At 36.3% G+C, this 15,817-nt stretch carries 19 protein-coding genes and 1 other RNA gene; 11 read left to right on the top strand and 9 right to left on the bottom strand.

Annotated features, from left to right (window positions below):
- The first annotated feature begins 96 nt into the window (after positions 1-96).
- The 10 genes from R4Z10_RS14715 to R4Z10_RS14670 all read left to right on the top strand — a co-directional run bounded on the left by R4Z10_RS14715 (position 97) and on the right by R4Z10_RS14670 (position 7,448).
- Positions 97-192, top strand: coding sequence for a hypothetical protein (locus R4Z10_RS14715; RefSeq protein ID WP_338470047.1), 96 nt, complete (start codon positions 97-99; stop codon positions 190-192).
- Between the two features lie 123 nt (positions 193-315).
- Positions 316-849 (top strand): spore coat protein, encoded by a 534-nt coding sequence (locus R4Z10_RS14710; protein ID WP_338470046.1) that lies wholly within the window; start codon positions 316-318, stop codon positions 847-849.
- A gap of 72 nt (positions 850-921) precedes the next feature.
- Positions 922-1,476, top strand: coding sequence for a DUF1273 domain-containing protein (locus R4Z10_RS14705; RefSeq protein ID WP_338473253.1), 555 nt, complete (start codon positions 922-924; stop codon positions 1,474-1,476).
- Positions 1,477-1,569: 93 nt separating this feature from the next.
- Positions 1,570-1,869, top strand: coding sequence for a cell division regulator GpsB (gene gpsB / locus R4Z10_RS14700; RefSeq protein WP_338473252.1), 300 nt, complete (start codon positions 1,570-1,572; stop codon positions 1,867-1,869).
- Between the two features lie 60 nt (positions 1,870-1,929).
- An RNA gene (rnpB, locus tag R4Z10_RS14695) (RNase P RNA component class B) lies at positions 1,930-2,313 on the top strand.
- Positions 2,314-2,543: 230 nt separating this feature from the next.
- Positions 2,544-3,683 carry a class I SAM-dependent RNA methyltransferase gene (locus R4Z10_RS14690; RefSeq protein ID WP_338470045.1) on the top strand — a complete coding sequence of 380 codons (1,140 nt, stop codon included), beginning with the start codon at positions 2,544-2,546 and terminating at the stop codon, positions 3,681-3,683.
- A gap of 91 nt (positions 3,684-3,774) precedes the next feature.
- Positions 3,775-4,029 carry a hypothetical protein gene (locus tag R4Z10_RS14685; RefSeq protein WP_338470044.1) on the top strand — a complete coding sequence of 85 codons (255 nt, stop codon included), beginning with the start codon at positions 3,775-3,777 and terminating at the stop codon, positions 4,027-4,029.
- 129 nt (positions 4,030-4,158) lie between these two features.
- The gene (locus tag R4Z10_RS14680; RefSeq protein WP_338470043.1) at positions 4,159-6,081 is read left to right on the top strand and encodes an ATP-dependent DNA helicase; all 1,923 of its coding nucleotides are present in this window, start codon (positions 4,159-4,161) and stop codon (positions 6,079-6,081) included.
- An 84-nt stretch (positions 6,082-6,165) separates the two neighbouring features.
- Positions 6,166-6,399 (top strand): DUF2249 domain-containing protein, encoded by a 234-nt coding sequence (locus R4Z10_RS14675; protein ID WP_338470042.1) that lies wholly within the window; start codon positions 6,166-6,168, stop codon positions 6,397-6,399.
- A 143-nt stretch (positions 6,400-6,542) separates the two neighbouring features.
- Positions 6,543-7,448, top strand: coding sequence for an EamA family transporter (locus R4Z10_RS14670; RefSeq protein ID WP_338470041.1), 906 nt, complete (start codon positions 6,543-6,545; stop codon positions 7,446-7,448).
- Between the two features lie 86 nt (positions 7,449-7,534).
- Here the strand turns inward: R4Z10_RS14670 and R4Z10_RS14665 are convergent, their stop codons facing one another.
- The 8 genes from R4Z10_RS14665 to R4Z10_RS14630 all read right to left on the bottom strand — a co-directional run bounded on the left by R4Z10_RS14665 (position 7,535) and on the right by R4Z10_RS14630 (position 14,240).
- Positions 7,535-7,996 carry a chemotaxis protein CheX gene (locus R4Z10_RS14665; protein ID WP_338470040.1) on the bottom strand — a complete coding sequence of 154 codons (462 nt, stop codon included), beginning with the start codon at positions 7,994-7,996 and terminating at the stop codon, positions 7,535-7,537.
- A gap of 466 nt (positions 7,997-8,462) precedes the next feature.
- Positions 8,463-8,840 carry a monovalent cation/H(+) antiporter subunit G gene (gene mnhG, locus R4Z10_RS14660; RefSeq protein WP_338470039.1) on the bottom strand — a complete coding sequence of 126 codons (378 nt, stop codon included), beginning with the start codon at positions 8,838-8,840 and terminating at the stop codon, positions 8,463-8,465.
- On the bottom strand, positions 8,821-9,102 hold the full coding sequence (locus R4Z10_RS14655; RefSeq protein ID WP_338470038.1) for a Na(+)/H(+) antiporter subunit F1: 282 nt from the start codon (positions 9,100-9,102) through the stop codon (positions 8,821-8,823). The genes mnhG and R4Z10_RS14655 overlap by 20 nt, the downstream gene beginning before the upstream one ends.
- Positions 9,095-9,577 carry a Na+/H+ antiporter subunit E gene (locus R4Z10_RS14650; protein WP_338470037.1) on the bottom strand — a complete coding sequence of 161 codons (483 nt, stop codon included), beginning with the start codon at positions 9,575-9,577 and terminating at the stop codon, positions 9,095-9,097. Before R4Z10_RS14650 ends, R4Z10_RS14655 begins: the two co-directional genes overlap by 8 nt.
- A 27-nt stretch (positions 9,578-9,604) precedes the next feature.
- Positions 9,605-11,095, bottom strand: coding sequence for a Na+/H+ antiporter subunit D (locus R4Z10_RS14645; RefSeq protein ID WP_338470036.1), 1,491 nt, complete (start codon positions 11,093-11,095; stop codon positions 9,605-9,607).
- Positions 11,088-11,426, bottom strand: a complete 339-nt coding sequence (locus R4Z10_RS14640) for a Na(+)/H(+) antiporter subunit C (protein WP_338473251.1) — start codon at positions 11,424-11,426, stop codon at positions 11,088-11,090. Before R4Z10_RS14640 ends, R4Z10_RS14645 begins: the two co-directional genes overlap by 8 nt.
- Positions 11,426-11,851, bottom strand: a complete 426-nt coding sequence (locus R4Z10_RS14635; protein WP_338470035.1) for a Na(+)/H(+) antiporter subunit B — start codon at positions 11,849-11,851, stop codon at positions 11,426-11,428. The genes R4Z10_RS14640 and R4Z10_RS14635 overlap by 1 nt, the downstream gene beginning before the upstream one ends.
- Entirely contained in the window at positions 11,838-14,240 is a 2,403-nt protein-coding gene (locus R4Z10_RS14630) for a Na+/H+ antiporter subunit A (RefSeq protein ID WP_338470034.1), read from the bottom strand. Before R4Z10_RS14630 ends, R4Z10_RS14635 begins: the two co-directional genes overlap by 14 nt.
- Positions 14,241-14,428: 188 nt before the next feature.
- Between R4Z10_RS14630 and R4Z10_RS14625 the strand changes: the two genes are divergently transcribed.
- Entirely contained in the window at positions 14,429-15,109 is a 681-nt protein-coding gene (locus R4Z10_RS14625) for a universal stress protein (RefSeq protein WP_338470033.1), read from the top strand.
- Positions 15,110-15,154: 45 nt separating this feature from the next.
- On the opposite strand, the gene R4Z10_RS14620 is transcribed toward R4Z10_RS14625, so the two are convergent.
- Complete coding sequence (locus R4Z10_RS14620) at positions 15,155-15,718, bottom strand: tyrosine-type recombinase/integrase (protein ID WP_338470032.1); 564 nt, start codon at positions 15,716-15,718, stop codon at positions 15,155-15,157.
- Positions 15,719-15,817 lie beyond the last annotated feature (99 nt).

Genomic DNA, 15,817 nt, shown 5'->3' with positions numbered 1-15,817 from the left:
ATAATTGACTTTATACTTGTGTACAAGGTTAGATGGTTGTAAAATAAATAAATGTGTGGTATTACACACCAGTATTTAATGATAGGACGGGTCATGATGTATAAAGCAATTTTGTATCTCTTTTTTGTTGTAATTGGATTGACGGCAATCTTTTTTACAAGCTTTAAAGATAGCTTATATACCTTGTTTTAACATGAGGTATTTTCTAATAAAACAAAAAATCACTAAAACTAGGTAAATTCATTAGTACAAGATCATCTTTTTTTCATATGTTGTTAGTGTAAACCAAACAAAGATGAAAGGAGATCGGATTGTATGTATTGCAGACCAACAAAAGTATTACCCGCTGTTGTTCATCCAACAAAGTGTTGTGTAAATCATAGCTTTGAAAATGTTGTAGTACCACATGTTTTCCCTTCGCATACAACAAATGTTCACCACACAAACTATCAACAACAACAACATTTTCCACATACTGAATCGTTTGTGAACGAGGTGACCAGTACAAATATTGGTCCTGTACCAGGACCACCACCAGCACCAACTCCAGGTTTTGGAGGACCAACTCCAGGAATGGTAGCAGGTGCATTCGCTGGACCTGGCATGGGACCTGGCATGGGACCTGGCATGGTTGGCGGTGCATTTGCTGGACCTGGCATGGGACCTGGCATGGGACCTGGCATGGTTGGCGGTGCATTTGCTGGACCTGGCATGGGACCTGGCATGGGACCTGGCATGGTTGGCGGTGCATTTGCTGGACCTGGCATGGGACCTGGCATGGGACCTGGCATGGTTGGTGGCGCATTTGCTGGACCTGGCAAACGCCCAAGACCAGGACTTTTTAGATAGTTTGTAAAGCAAGGGCTGTGCTAAGGGCCCTTGTTTTCTTTATCAGTAACAAGAGAAGGGGGGACCTCGCATATCGTTAAAACTGTTGTTATTTCAGGATATAAACCATATGAGATTGGTGTTTTTAAACAGGATCACCCAGCCATTCCTTACATAAAAAAAGCGATTAAGGAACAACTTATTCTTATGCTAGAAGATGGTCTCCAGTGGGTACTTATAAGTGGTGGGCTGGGCACAGAATTATGGGCTGCCGAAGTGGTCTATGAGTTGCGGGAACAGGAAGAATTTAATTATTTACAATTAGCAGTGATCACCCCATTTCTCGACCAGGAAAGTAACTGGAATGAACAAAATCGGGAATGGTATGAGTCTATTTTATTAGAAGCCGATTTTATTGATTCTGTTTCTCGGAAGCCGTACGAAAAGCCTTGGCAATTTCGGGCAAAGAATCAATTTTTCATTCAAAAAAGTGATTGTTTATTATTGTTCTATGATCTAGAAAAAGAGGGAAGTCCAAAATTCATTTATGAAACAGCTCTTAACGCACAGGAAAAAAAAGAGTACGAAATAAGACTTATTGGGTTTGATGATTTACAAACTCTTGTAGAACAAGATCAATGGAGTTAAATACGGTATTTGGATAAAGAAAAATTGACAAAAGAGGATATTTTTGAAAAAATATACATAATAATGGGGCAAAAGGTTCGAGGTGAGAATAACATGCTTGCGGATAAAGTTAAATTAACGGCTAAAGACATCTTAGAGAAAGAATTTAAATCAGCGATGAGAGGTTATAAGCCTGAAGATGTAGATAAATTTTTAGACTATATTATTAAAGACTATGAGACCTTTCATCAGGAAATTGAAGAATTGCAACAAGAGAATATGCGACTTCGAAAACAATTAGAAGAAGCTTCTAAACGTCCTGCTACGCAAACAGCCGGAACCACAAATTTCGATATTTTAAAACGATTATCAAACCTTGAAAAACATGTGTTTGGTAGCAAATTGTATGAATAGGAATAATTGCTATTGCTTTTCATATTCTGTTTTACTATAATTAATTTTGTTCCATTAATAACGTTCGGGTAATCGCTGTATTTTTATAATGCAGAGGAAAGTCCATGCTCGCACAGACTGCGATGTCTGTAGTGTTCGTGCCTGGCCAAAACATAAGCCAGGGCAGGTAAATTACTTGACGGCAGGGAAAATACCTAAGTCCTTATTTGGATATGGTATGAATACCTTGAAAGTGCCACAGTGACGAAGCCTTTTTAGAAATAAAAAGGGTGGAACGAGGTAAACCCCACGAGCGAGAAACCCAAATTATGGTAGGGGCGCTTTCTCAGAGGAAGTGAACGAAGAGAAGGACAGATGATGATTCATCTGTAGATAGATGATTACCACCTGAGTACGAGATGAAGGTCGTTTGCAGTACAAAGGAACAAAACATGGCTTATAGAACGTTATTAATGACAAACTTATAATTTCAATTAAGCTCTCCAGTATAGGAGAGCTTTTATCATGTATGAATGAAATAGCTTTCTCTACAAGAGGTATGTTAATATTTATTAATAATATGAAAAAGTTGAACAAGCCTCATTTCTAGTAGAATCACTAGCGTTAATAAGGTGGGGTAGTTGACTTTTTCACGGACAAAATACATAAATTTAAGCGATTAAAAGGGTGAAGTTATGACAAATTATGAATTAATTGCAACCTCAGCAATGGGATTAGAGGCTTTGGTTGCGAAAGAAGTTAGAGCACTTGGATATGATTGCCAAGTTGAAAACGGCCGAATTAGTTATCATGGCAATGAAATGGCTATTGTCAAGAGTAATCTTTGGTTAAGAACCGCAGACCGGGTAAAGTTGAAAATAGGTGAATTTAAAGCTACAACCTTTGATGAACTATTTGAAAAAACAAAAGCGTTGCCATGGGAAAAGTTTTTGCCAGTAAATGCGGAGTTTCCAGTTTCGGGAAAGTCAGTAAAATCAAAGCTTTTTAGTGTTTCTGATTGTCAATCAATTGTAAAAAAAGCGATTGTAGAACGAATGAAACGCCATTACAAAATAGAAGGCTGGCTTGAAGAAAATGGACCACTATATAAAATCGAAGTGGCCTTACACAAAGATGTCGCATTGCTTACAATTGATACAAGTGGAAGCGGATTACACAAACGAGGCTATAGGGTTGATCAAGGAGAGGCACCTATAAAAGAAACATTAGCCGCTGCGCTTGTCATGTTAACAAATTGGACACCCGATCGTCCTTTTGTCGACCCGTTTTGTGGTTCTGGAACCATTCCGATTGAAGCAGCTTTAATTGGTCAAAATATCGCGCCTGGTTTTAACCGTGAGTTCGTATCTGAAGCTTGGAATCTTATCCCACCTAAGATTTGGGATGAGGCAAGAACAGAAGTAGAGGATGTTGCTAAATATGATCAACCTCTTGATATTATAGGATCTGATATTGATCATCGTCTTATTAAGATCTCACAGGAAAATGCCTTTGAAGCAGGATTGGGAGATTTAGTTACGTTTAAACAAATGAGGGTTCAAGATTTTACAACATCAAAGCAATATGGCGTCATTGTAGGTAATCCTCCATATGGTGAACGATTAGGTGAAAAAGCGGCCGTCCAAAAAATGTATAATGAAATGGGAAAAACCTTTGAACCTTTGGATACTTGGTCCATTTACATGTTAACGTCAGATGAAGAGTTTGAAACTCATTTTGGGAAAAAGGCTACTAAAAAGCGGAAACTTTTTAATGGGTTTATTAAAACAGATTACTATCAATATTGGGGAAAACGTCCCCCAAGGGAAAAATAAAGTTAGGTCTAATTATTAGTTCAATGCCGTACCGATTCCATTCTTAAAACATATGATATTAATCATCACTTTAAGAATGGAGGACATTGTTTTGTTAGAGTATTTTCAATTAGTGATTATCCCTATTATTATTGGAGTAGTGGAAGTTGTTAAAAGGGTCGGGCTGCCGATTAAGTATTCTCCTCTTGTTTCCCTTTTATTAGGATTAGTTTTTGGAATACTATATGTGCAACCACTGCTTGATGGAATCATAGTCGGATTAATGGTAGGTCTGTCGGCAACAGGTTTATATAGCGGCAGTAAAAATGTTTTTAGAAGCAGCAGAGCAAGAAAAACAAAAGAATAAACCTAACAATTATAGCTATATAACGAGAACATGATTTGATATAATATAACAGCTTTAAGGCAGCGCCTTTTTTGAAAGGCGCTCATTCTTTTTAAAAAGTGTCTAATTTCATGGAGGAATATCATACATATGCAAAGTAGCTTACCGTTTGAATTAAATAAATCTGAATCTTTTTTTGATGGATTAGGGGAATGGATTGGCGATGTTTTTTATGATATCCTTCCTGAATCTGGTTTTGAACTAAGGGATGAACAAATTTATATGGCTTTTCAGCTTGAAAAAGCATTTAAAGAGAAAAACGTGATTTTTGCTGAAGCTGGTGTCGGAACAGGGAAAACGATTGTCTACCTTTTATACGCGATCTGTTATGCGCGATATACAAATCGGCCTGCTATTATAGCTTGTGCGGACGAAACATTAATTGAGCAGCTTGTAAAAAAAGAAGGGGATATTGCCAAGCTTGAAAAGGCGCTCGATTTAAATATTGATGTCCGTTTGGCTAAATCAAGGAATCAATATTTATGTTTAAATAAATTGGACAAAGTGGTTGTTCATGAAGATGATACTCATTATTTAGACATTCATGATTGCTTGCCAGATTTTATTCATGATGGGGGATCGATGCAGAAATTTACTCGTTACGGTGACCGCACGGATTATCCGGAATTAACGAACGAGCAATGGAAGAAAATAAATTGGGATTCATTACAGGATTGTTTTACTTGTGAAAACCGCCATCGTTGTGGTCAAACTCTCCACCGTGATTGGTACCGCCATGCACAAGATTTAATTATTTGTTCACATGATTTCTATATGGAACATATTTGGACAAAAGAATCACGAAAACGGGAAGGTCAATTGGCTTTATTACCGGATCACTCATGCGTCGTTTTTGATGAAGGACATTTATTAGAATATGCCAGCCAAAAGGCGCTCACATATCGATTTAGTGAACGAGTCCTTGAAACTTTATTAACTAGATTAATGGCTAATGATGTTAGAGAAAAAACCTTATATACAATTGAAGATTGTTTAGCCCACAATGAACAGTTTTTTTATGAGTTAGATCAGGCATCCTCTATTCATGAAGGTTCAGATAAACGAACAATTGAAAAAACAGATTCGGTTTTAAAAGTGGGCAAAATGCTACTTGATACGATATCAACACTAGAGGAAGAACTTGTTTTTGAAAGTGAAATGTTTACCATCAATGAATATGACTTAAAAATTGTTGAGGAATATTTAGAACAAATCTCCTATTCCTTATCATTATTTGTAAAGGAAACAAAAGGAATTATCTGGTTTGAAGAGCTTGAAGAAGAACGGACATTAGTCATCATGCCAAGGCTGGTTCAGGAAATCATGAAAGACGAAGTATTCTCACAAAAAAAACCATATGTTTTCTCATCAGCTACATTATCCGAGAACGGCTCATTTGATTATATGGCTCAATCTTTAGGAATCAAACAAAGTTTATCTTTTACGGTGGCATCTCCTTTCGATTATGATGAACAAATGACGATTCGCATGCCATACTTTGTAGATCAGGCTCCTAATGAAAAAATGGAATATATTCTCGAGCGCATCATTGAAAACAAAGGAAGGACCCTTGTTCTCTTTAATTCAGAAACAGAGCTCACACAATTTAAACAATATAGTATCAATAGGATAACCTATCCGATTTATTTTGAAGGAGACGCAGAAATTAGTACGTTGGTTTCCAAGTTTCAAAATCACGTTGAATCGGTGTTATGCTCGGTTCATTTATGGGAAGGATTAGATATCCCTGGTGAATCATTAGAAAATGTGATTATAACTTCATTACCGTTTCCACCTAATGATCCTGTTTTTACTGCTAAGCGTGAAAGTGCTGGAGATCCTTTTACTGAAGTAGATTTACCTTATATGCTTCTTCGCTTGCGTCAAGGGATCGGTCGATTGATTCGTACCCATGAAGATAAGGGAAATGTCTATATTTTATTAAATAAGAATGAAGACATGAAGGTTGTGCAGTCGGTTCTCTCTATTTTACCAACAAAAGTAACGAGTTAAAAAAAGATAAATGCTGTGAGGGGAATCACTTTATTCATACGTTAGACCGTGTAAACTATATAAGTGAAAAGGAGGTCTAAACTTATGAATACATTTGCAGCAACTGTAATGGTACCGGATTATCCCCCACGTGAGAAACATCCAGTCATTTTTAATACATTTGACTCATTACAAACAGGCGAAGTCATGCAAATTATTAATGACCATGATCCAAAACCATTGTATTATCAATTTATGATGGAGCGTACGGACCAGTTTACATGGGAGTACCTTGAAGCAGGACCAGAGCAATGGAAAGTCGCTATATCTAAAAAGTGAGTACGATGGGATAAACACATCTCATTTCTTAATAAAAAGGACAACAATTTTTAATTGTTGTCCTCTTGTCATTTCCATTGTTTTACAACTAAAATATATATGATAAAATTTACCCATTATTAATAACGTGGAGATGAGAAAAAATGGGATCTTACATTAAAATATTATTGGGAGCAGGACTTTGGGGATTTATCGCTATTTTTGTAAAAGAACTAGCGACTATTGGTTTTTCAGAAATGGAGATTGTTGCGTTACGAGTTGGATGGGCTGCAATCTTTTTATTATTAATCGGGTTGATGAGGAAAGGATCAATCCAACCGCTTAAAAAGCCACGAGATATGATCTATTTTGTTGGTACGGGTATTGTGAGTATTGTATTCTTTAATTGGTGCTACTTCAAAGCAATGAATGAGATGAATATCTCACTGGCTGTTATTCTGTTATATACATCACCTGTATTTGTCACGATTTTATCTTATTTATTGTTAAAAGAAGGGATGAACAAGAAGAAAGTCATCTCTGTTTTTGGTACCATTTTGGGGTGTGGATTAATTGCAGGAATTGGTAGTGGTAGTTTGGATGTCATCACACCGTTAGGGGTCATTGTTGGATTGGGGTCAGGATTCTTTTATGCCTTATATAGTATTTTTAGCAAATTTGCTTTAAAGACGTATCATTCTTTTGCGATTACCTTTTATACCTTTCTATTTGCTATTATTTTTTTAGTACCCATCACACAACTTTGGAATAAATGGGAATTAATTATAAATCCCCAAGCGCTTTTATATAGTACAGGATTAGGATTAATTCCGACCGTTGTAGCATTTCTTCTATATACATCGGGATTAAATAAGGTAGATAGCAGCAAAGCGGCCATATTATCTACGGTCGAACCATTAATTGCCACGTTATTGGGTGTACTGATGTACCATGAAAAGTTAAGCATGGTACAATTATTTGGCTCCCTGCTTATTGTAGCATCCTTTATCATTGTCCAACTACCGAGTCGTCGGAATCCTGTTAGGGATATGAAGACCATGGGCATTTAGAAATTACTCAAAGTAAAAGCAAAACAATAGGGTTGTCTCAGAAGCAAAACTATAAATACTTAGTCATTTTGTTTGTTGAGGGAATCCTATTGTTGTTCAATCATCAGGAGAATCGTCAAATTCCCTATATTTTGAATGATTACTTGTAAACAAAATGCTTTTTCAAATCCATATATTTTTGTTTCACCAACAAGAACGGTTGGTGGAGTAATATCCATTTCTATTTTATGTCTAGCAATCGCTGTTGATAAGGTGCCAGCAATCATGTTACCAAGTTCCCCAGCAAATGATTTCAGCATTTCACCTTCTACTTTCATGCCAAACATAACCTCTCCTATCGATGTAAAGACTGTTTCATCTCCATCGATAATCAATCTGCCGCTAAGATCACCTGTCATTCCAATTAATACTCCAATTGATTGTTGTGTATATGGTTGCTGAAGTATATAGGAATCATCGATTAAAAGACCAAAAGGAAAAACACCTTTAATTGAATCGATTGTACTACTAATTATATCGGTCACCTGTTTTATTATAGACACTTCCATTTCTCAACCCAACACTAGTCCAATTATCCCTCATTTTAACATATTTTTTATAGGAAAAATGGAACGCATTGTGAAGAAATAAATAAATTCTGTAAATAAAGGATAAGTAGGCTACGAGGTAAGGCAAAATTGTGACAATATTTAATCATCTATTGAAAATTATTTTCAATCATGGTAAAATTTTTAATGTAAATGATAGTCATTATCATTAAAAAAGAGGATGGTGGTATAATATGACAGCGGTATTAATTGGAGCAACTGTAGGTGTTTATGCTTTTGTATTGAAACATGTATTAACTCAAACGATAAAACCACATTCTGTTGGGGAATAATTTATATTTTATAAAATTAAAAATTGTTTGCAAGTATAAATGAGAAAGGGCGATGATTGATTGTCTAAAATGAGAATATCGTAAAAAGCCGAGGTCTCTTTAAAAAGAACTCGGCTTTTTGTTATAGAAGAATGCTAGGAGTCACTTAGCTTAGAACGTGATGGGTTAGGCTCCAAATACTCCTTTAATTCGTCTTGCACATTAATTGAGGCTAGTTCTACATTAGAGCGATAGGCAGACCGGCAAATCATGTGAGCTGACACAGGTGCTGTTAAAAACACAAAAAAGATTCCAAGTATTAAACGTATACTTATATATTCATCCGTTATTAGAAAATATACAAACGTTCCCACTAGTGTACATAGAACACCTAAAGTAGTACTCTTTGATGTTGCATGTGATCGTGTATAAACGTCAGGGAGGCGATTCAGTCCTATTGCACTTAGGAAACTAAAAATCGCACCAATTAAAATTAAAACAGCGGCAATAGCTTCACTTACTGTTACGCTCAATGACGACACCTCTTTCAACGTATCTGGCAAATGCAATCGTACCAACAAATGACAGAATTCCTAATAGCAATATAACATCTAAAAAAGCATGTGTATTGAGAATAATTGAAAATATTGCTGTACTAGCAATTAAATTAATTCCAATAAAGTCTAATGCCTGGACACGATCTGCAGTCGAAGGCCCTTTTACGACGCGGTATATACCGGCTAAGATTGCGAGAGTTAAAAGGACGAGAGAGGTAATTAAGATTAGTTTAAACATAGCGTGTCACATCCTTTATGGCTTTTTCGAATACCTTGGTCGATTTAATGACTGCATCACTTGATTCAGGAATATCCAATGCATGGATATATAATGTTTTCCTATCCGGTGTTACTTCCATAACGACTGAACCAGGGGTTAATGTTAATAAAAGTGAAAGAAGAGCTACTTCTGTATCCGTTTCAAGCTCTGTATTCATTTTAAAAATACCTGGCGTAATATTTAATTTTGGCTTCATGATTTGACGAACAACCAGTACACTAGAGGAGATTAGTTCTCGAATGAAAACAATCAATAGTTTTACGACCGCCCACAGCGTGATTAAATAAAAACGTACCTTGAAAAAGCGGCGCATACTAAACAAAATGAAGAGTCCCACTAAATATCCTCCTAAGAAGGATATAAAGTGCCATGAATCTTGAAAGAACATCCATAAAAAGGCAATTAATAGATTGATCAGTAATTGTATGGGCAATTGATCCACCCCTTTCCGAAAAAGATATTACGGCGTTATTTCATTACCAAAAACAGCTTGAATATACATATTTGGATCAGCTAAACCTTCAGCTGCAAGTTGAACATATTCATTTATTCCCTCTGCACCAACCCCAAGAACAATTGTTGCTACCGTCAATAGGATGAGGGAGAATGTAATCCCTTTTATTGTTCCTTGTTCCATATCCGTGCTAATGGTCGTTTCGCCCCAAAAAACATTCATAAAGATCTTCATAACAGAATATAAAACCATTAAACTTGTGATAATTCCTACTGCACCTAACCAGTAATAATCCGCTTCAAATGTTCCCCTTGTAATAAAGACCTTGCCAAGAAACCCACTTAAAGGTGGAATTCCTGAAATAGAGAGTACACCGATAAAGAACATCCAGCCTATATATGGATGATTACGAATCAGCCCACTGATCTCCTTTAATTTACTTGTACCTGTAAGGGAAATTACTGTGCCACCGATTAGAAACAGCAGCGCTTTAATAATCATATCGTGAATTAGATAATAAATGGAGCCTAGATAGCCATTAAATGTAAATGAGGCTAATCCAGCAAGCATTAATCCAGCCCCTATAATGACATTATAGGTAAGGATTTTCTTAATATCCCAAAAAGCAACAGCTCCTATTGCACCTAAAATCATTGTTAAAGCCGCTAAAATTCCAATGAACAAATGGGTGATCTCGGGTTCGTGATAAAATACGAGAGTGAACATCCGGAAAATCGCGTAAATCCCAACTTTTGTAAGTAGTGCCGCAAATATGGCTGCAATCGCTGTTGGGGGGGCACTATAGGATCCTGGTAACCACTGGAATAAGAAAAGGCCAGCTTTAATTCCAAATACGATTAAAAAGAGTAAAGAAACGGTTGTTAGTAGACCATTCTGTCCCACCTCAGCAATTCGGACTGAGAGGTGTGCCAAATTTAACGTTCCTGTAATCGAGTACAGATAAGCGATGGCAACTAGGAAAAAGAATGATGAAACAACGTTAACAAGTACATATTTAATCGATTCCCGTAACTGAATTTTGCTGCCCCCAAGTGTAATTAATACATAGGAAGCCAATAACATTAATTCAAAGCAAACATACAGATTGAAAAGATCCCCGGTTATAAAAGAGCCATTTACACCTGTAATCAAAAATAAAAATAGTGGATAGAAATAAAACAACTCACGCTCTCGACCAATTGTATTAAAAGCATAAAGCAAACAACAGAGTGAGACAAAACTACTCGTTAATAATAATAGGGCAGAAAACATATCAGCTACCATGACAATCCCGTATGGTGCCTGCCAACCCCCTAGAGCAAGAGTTTGTGCACCTTCGGATCTGATTTGTTCCATTAAAAAGATAGAAACAATCCCAGTTGCAACAAAGGTTAAACTACTTAGAACTCTTTGCAGTATGATGTTCTTCCGAAATAAAATTAAAACCATGCCAACTGTCAAAGGAATCAATATCGGCATTAATACTAAATTATTCATCTTCATTTCCCCTTAATAGTTCCAAATCATCTGTGCCATATACCTTATAAATTTTGTAACTTAGAACTAATAAAAAGGCTGTTACGGCAAAGTTAATCACAATCGCGGTTAAAATTAATGCCTGTGGCAGGCCATCTGTAAAGATGTGAATTTTTTCGCTTAACAATGGGGGTCCGCCTGTTTTGAGGCCACCCATTGTCAAAATAAGCAAATTAATCCCATGGCTAATAATCGAAGAGCCGAAAATTATTCGCAATAAATTTTTTGATAAGATTAAGTATGTTCCAATCGTAAAAAACAATCCAACAACAATCGACATTACCGTTTCCATCATGGGCGATCATCACTTATTGATAGAATAATGGTAACGGCCGTACCAATAACGGCTAATGCAACACCTGTATCAAAAATAAGAGCAGTTGCAAGCTCGGTTTCTCCAAAAATTGGGATGTTAAAATACCCAAAGGTTTGGCTTAAAAAAGGTGCATCAAACAAAAAACTTCCCACCCCCGTTAAGATCGCGATCAAGACACCAAGAGCTGCCACATTTTTAAAATCAAAAGGAATATTATTTTTAATTGTTTCAATATCAAAAGCTAGAAATAAAAGAGTTATCCCAGAAGCCGCCGTTAGGCCCCCGATGAATCCCCCACCAGGATTATGATGGCCCCCGTAAAATAAATAAACCGCAAAAGTAAAGATGATCACGGCTGCCACTTTGACAACCATATGCAAGATAACATCATTTGGTTTCATTCTTATCCCTCCTTAAAAGTGGTAGTTTAATTAACGTATAAACTCCGAGTCCTGCAATGGCCAATACCGAGATTTCTAGCAACGTATCAAAGCCGCGGAAATCAACTAAAATGGCATTAACAATGTTTTTGGCACCAGCAAGCTCATATGCATTTTCAAAATAATTGCCAATCGAATCAAATAATTTATATCCGTTTGCCGAAAGGGCAATGAGTGTAACAGTCAATCCAACTCCAATCGATACAAGTAGATTTGTGACTTTAAATCGAACCGAGCCTAAATATTTCCCAAAGCGTGGTAAGTGGTAGAAACAGAGTAGGAATAAAGCAGTAGTTACCGTTTCTACAACAAATTGGGTCAAAGCTAAGTCGGGAGCACGGAATATCACAAAGAACATTGAAACAAGATAGCCAAGTGTACCGACTGAAATTAAAGAGACCATTCTTGATTTTGAAAACAAAACAGTAAAGGCAGCTAGTATGGCTGCTATAATTAAGCCCCATTCATAAAAAGAAATCGGTGCATCTTTTGAAGCATCAAACACAAGTGCATTTAAAAGGACACTAGAGCTCATCAAGGTAATGATGATAAATACTAAAATATATATTAAATAAGTACGAAGTGATCCGTTCATATACTTATTTGTTATCTTCCTAAAGAGGGATTCCGATTTATCAAGTCCTTCATTATATAGGTTATTTAATGTAATAACTTGAGGGTAGAAACGGTATATCCCAATCCATTTACGCAAGAAGTAATACATTATCGAACCAATAATGACAACGCCAACGGTCATCATTAATTCTGGAGCGAACCATCCATGCCAAGCACTGATTTTTATCTGGCTATCCCCAATACCGGGCAGAATAGCAGAATAAGCAGGGGCAATTAAATACTTACCTAATAGATTCGGGAAGAAGAAAATAAGGATCACTAGACCTGCTAAAATGATTGGTGAAATCAACATCCCAATCGGTGGTTCATGAGCAATTTTATCCAATTTTGCTAAACGATGGTTCCCAGTAAAAGGTTTAAGCACTAAAATCATACAGTAAATAAATGTAAATACGCTTGCAACCCAAGCGATGATTGGAAATAGCAATCCTAATGTGTCCATATTAAATACATTCAGATTTGAAATGTTTAACATCGCAGTGAAAAACATCTCTTTACTAAGGAAACCATTGAATGGCGGGAGGCCTGCCATCGAAAAGCTGCCGATTAAGGCAAGTGTGAACGTAATTGGCATCACTTGGACAAGGCCACGCAGTTTTCGAATGTCCCGTGTCCCTGTTTCGTGGTCAATAATTCCCACCACCATGAAAAGAGTTCCCTTAAAGGTCGAATGGTTAATTAAATGAAAGATGGCCGCAAATATAGCTATTGCATAAAGGGATGATTGTTCACCATTATCGAAATACATAGCCGCAGACCCTACACCTAATAGGCTCATAATTAACCCAAGTTGACTAATGGTTGAATAGGCGAGTAACGCTTTTAAATCGGTTTGTTTTACAGCATTAATCGACCCGTATAATAATGTAATAAGTCCAATCCCTGACACAAGCCAAAACCAAACTTCATTTCCACCAAATAGGGGAGTAAAGCGGGCGACTAAATAAATCCCAGCCTTTACCATTGTTGCTGAATGAAGATAGGCACTAATGGGGGTAGGAGCTTCCATTGCATCCGGTAACCAAATACTAAAAGGAAACTGAGCAGATTTAGTAAAAGCACCTACAAGGATGGTTACCATCGCAGGAATAAATAATGGATGTTGTAAATCTACTGAGGTTAACATTTCTCGGATACTATATGTCCCACTGATCATTGACAGCATAATAAAGCCTGTTAACATCACTAGACCACCAAATACGGTAATAAGGAGTGCCTTTTGTGCCCCATATCGAGATTGCTTCCGTTGAAACCAATAGGCAATTAGTAAAAAGGATGAAATACTTGTTAACTCCCAAAATACATAAAGGACTAGAACATGATCAGAGAATACAACTCCGAGCATAGCACCCATGAATAAACATAGGTATATATAGAAATTATTTAATGCCTCACGTTCTTTTGACATATAATAAATCGAATACAGGACAACGAGTGCCCCAATCCCTGTAATAATCAATCCAAAAATTAGCGAAAGACCGTCTAAATAGGTTGTAAAATTAATATCCAACGAAGGAATCCAAGATAATGTGTATGAAAAGACTTCTCCATTGGAAATAGTGGTAATATAGGTTGATAAATAACCAAATATCAAAATTGGGATCGGCAAGACAAGCCACCCGGTGTGGAATTTGTTAATCGTAAGTTTGTAAAGTACTGGAATAATGATGGCAAACGCAAATGGGATGAAAATCATGATATGCAACCAAGACATTCGGTTCCCTCCTTTAAATTTATTGTTTGTCAAATGGTCATTTAAAGTAATGTTTTTATAAGTATTCCCAAGATTGTAGTTAAAATGAAATTATCTTCAAAACCATTGACTGAAAAAGTGGCATAAGTTATAGTCATACATAGCTTGATAGAGTAAATCTCTATTAGATATTAATGAGGTGACAAAAAATGAAAAAAGTAAAAGGTCGTATGGACGAAAGCATCCTCGTCTGTGTGTACTATGGACCAAATGGTGAACGATTAATTAAACGTGGTTGTAAAATAGCCAGTATGCTGGATTGTCCACTGTATATCTTAACCATTGATCCAATGCCTTTTGATGAAATGGATGCAGAGAAATCTTTCTACATTAGTAGTTGGAAAGAATTAGCCCAACAACATAATGTGGAAGAGTTCATTATTAAAGAGAACGAAAAACGTCCTGTTTCAAAAGTAATTGCTGAAGTCGCTAGAGAAAAACATATTACACAAATCGTACTCGGCCAAACTGCGCAAAGTCGCTGGGAACAGATGACAAAAGGTTCCATTATTAACACATTACTGCAAGAAATTCCATTTGTTGATCTACACATTATCTCGGTTTCACGTTCTGTTAGAAATCAAGAAGGTCATTTTGAAAAAGGCTGCCGCGCTTACTTAGTAAAAGAAAAGGAACAATACCGTTTACAGTTTACTCATTCAAAAGCAGCAGAATATGAGGGGATCTTCTTTAAAGAGCAAGGCACGGATTTCAATAATGGATTATTTAAATTTATGAAAAACAAACAAACGCTTTATGTTCAAGTAATCGAGGATTATGTTAATGATTTTACGAATGTGGATATTACCGATTCGATTGATGAGAATTAAAGCCCCCTATAAGAACCTCCTGTGCATCCCGCATGGGAGGTTTTATTATAAATTAACATCAACTCTAATCAAATGTTGTTCATTCTTGTCAATTCCAATATAACGTAACGTTTCAGCTGGTGATTGGTGATGTAAAATATCCATAATAATCGAAATAGCAATTCCTTTCCGATATGCATGGTAGCCGAATGTTTTTCTCAAGGTGTGTGTGCCAATCTTTCCAGTGATTCCCGCTAATTTTGCCGCTTGATTAATAATTCGATAAGCTTGTTGTCGGGTAATGGGGTGATTATTTTTTTTAGATTTAAATAAATAATCGGAATGACCTAATTCAGAAAAAGCTAGGTAACTTTTTAACACTTTTTCTACTTGACGATTTAAATAGAACTCTTGATTATCTCCATTTTTATCCTTCGTTAATACTAAAAACTCTTTCATTTCTTCACCAGTCCATACATTCTCTACTTTTAAAAAAAGTAGCTGATTAAGACTTATGCCTGTATTAATACCTAGACTAAAAAGAAGTAAATCCCGATACGATTGTTTCTGCAAAATTAACTTTATGGCATGGATTTGTTCAACATCCTTAATGGGGTCAACATATTCCATTCGGAATATCCTCCTAAGTACTTTTAATGTTACACAAGTACATTTTAGCAAAACTTATGTAACATGACAATGCAGAGCTTTTCAATTTGGAAAAAAATA

This window comes from Niallia sp. XMNu-256, from assembly GCF_036670015.1.
GTDB lineage: Bacteria > Bacillota > Bacilli > Bacillales > Cytobacillaceae > Bacillus_BD.
The sequence above is the reverse complement of the archived record's forward strand: the minus strand, read 5'-3'. Positions and strand labels throughout refer to the sequence as shown.